The sequence below is a fragment of the Mesorhizobium sp. M7A.F.Ca.US.014.04.1.1 genome, from assembly GCF_003998745.1.
In the GTDB taxonomy this organism is placed as follows: domain Bacteria; phylum Pseudomonadota; class Alphaproteobacteria; order Rhizobiales; family Rhizobiaceae; genus Mesorhizobium; species Mesorhizobium ciceri.
Genome location: NZ_RZRW01001019.1, coordinates 1 through 1254 on the forward strand (window position 1 = coordinate 1; position 1254 = coordinate 1254).

Annotated in this window: 1 protein-coding gene; it reads right to left on the reverse strand. The window is 66.0% G+C overall.

What is annotated here, in order from left to right:
* Nucleotides 1-1254: hybrid sensor histidine kinase/response regulator (locus tag EOA22_RS34105; RefSeq protein ID WP_127390640.1), on the reverse strand; the 1254-nt coding region annotated here is incomplete at both ends.

The window sequence follows — 1254 nt, forward strand, 5'->3', positions numbered from 1 at the left end:
GCCTGCCCCTGGCCATCATCGAGCGCAGTACCGCTGGTTTGAGCGGTTTGTTGATCACCGCAATCTCGAGCCCGCCGGCGGTCGTGCGCACCTCGTTGGAGCGGTCGGCGGTGACCAGCACGGCCGGCAGGGTGTCGCCATGGATCGCACGCAGCCTGACGACGAGTTCGAGGCCGGTTTCGCCGTCGAGATGGTAGTCGGCAAGGACGATGTCCGGGCGATGTATCTTCGCGGTCTCCAGATCCTTTGAACCGGACGCGGTGTCGACGTTGCAACCCCAGCCTTCGAGCAGGAGCCGCATGCCTTCGAGGATGCGGGCGTCGTTGTCGATGCACAGCACGTGCAGACCGGCCAGCGAGGCTGTCGCGCGGGCGGGAGCCCTGGCTTCGATCTCGCGTCGTGCCTGCACGGCCGCGACGGGCAGGATAACGGAGAATCGCGTGCCCTTGCCCGGACTGGAAAAGATGCGGATCTCCAGGCGCAACACCCGGGCGATGCGGTCGACGATGGAGAGGCCGAGACCGAGGCCCTCGGCCTCGCGCGCGCCCTCGTCGAGCCGGGTGAATTCGCGAAAGACGGTGTTCAGCTTGTCGCCGGCGATGCCGATGCCGGTGTCGATCACCTGGATCTCGGCCAATTCGCCGCGCCGCCTGACGCCAACCAGCACGCGGCCGCGGCGCGTGTATTTGATGGCGTTGGAGACGAGATTCTGGATCAGGCGGCGCAGCAAATTGCGGTCCGTCGTCACCGTCAGCGATGACGGCATGATGGTCAGCTCGAGCTTCTTTTCGGCGGCCAGCGGCCGGAAGTCGTTGCCGATCTGGCGCAGCAATCCGTCGAGGTTGAAGGCGGTGTCATCCGGCTTCATCGCGCCGGCATCGAGGCGGGAGATGTCGAGCACGGCGCCGAGAATGGTCTCGACGGATTCCAGCGAGGATTCGATGTTCACGGCCGCCTTGCCGGCAGGTCCCTTGCCGGCCTTCTCGATCAGCGAGGAGCAATAGAGCCGGGCGGCGTTCAGCGGCTGCAGGATGTCGTGGCCGGCGGCGGCGAGGAAGCGCGTCTTGCCGAGATTGGCCTCCTCGGCCAGCATCTGTGCCTGCGCCAGTTCCTCATTGACCCGGGTCAGCTCGATGGTGCGCGTCTTGACCCGCTGCTCCAGCGATTCATTGGCCCTTTTCAGCGCAAGATCCTGCTCGACGCGCCCGGAAATGTCGGCATAGGTGGCGACGATGCCGCCGTCCGGCATCGGGT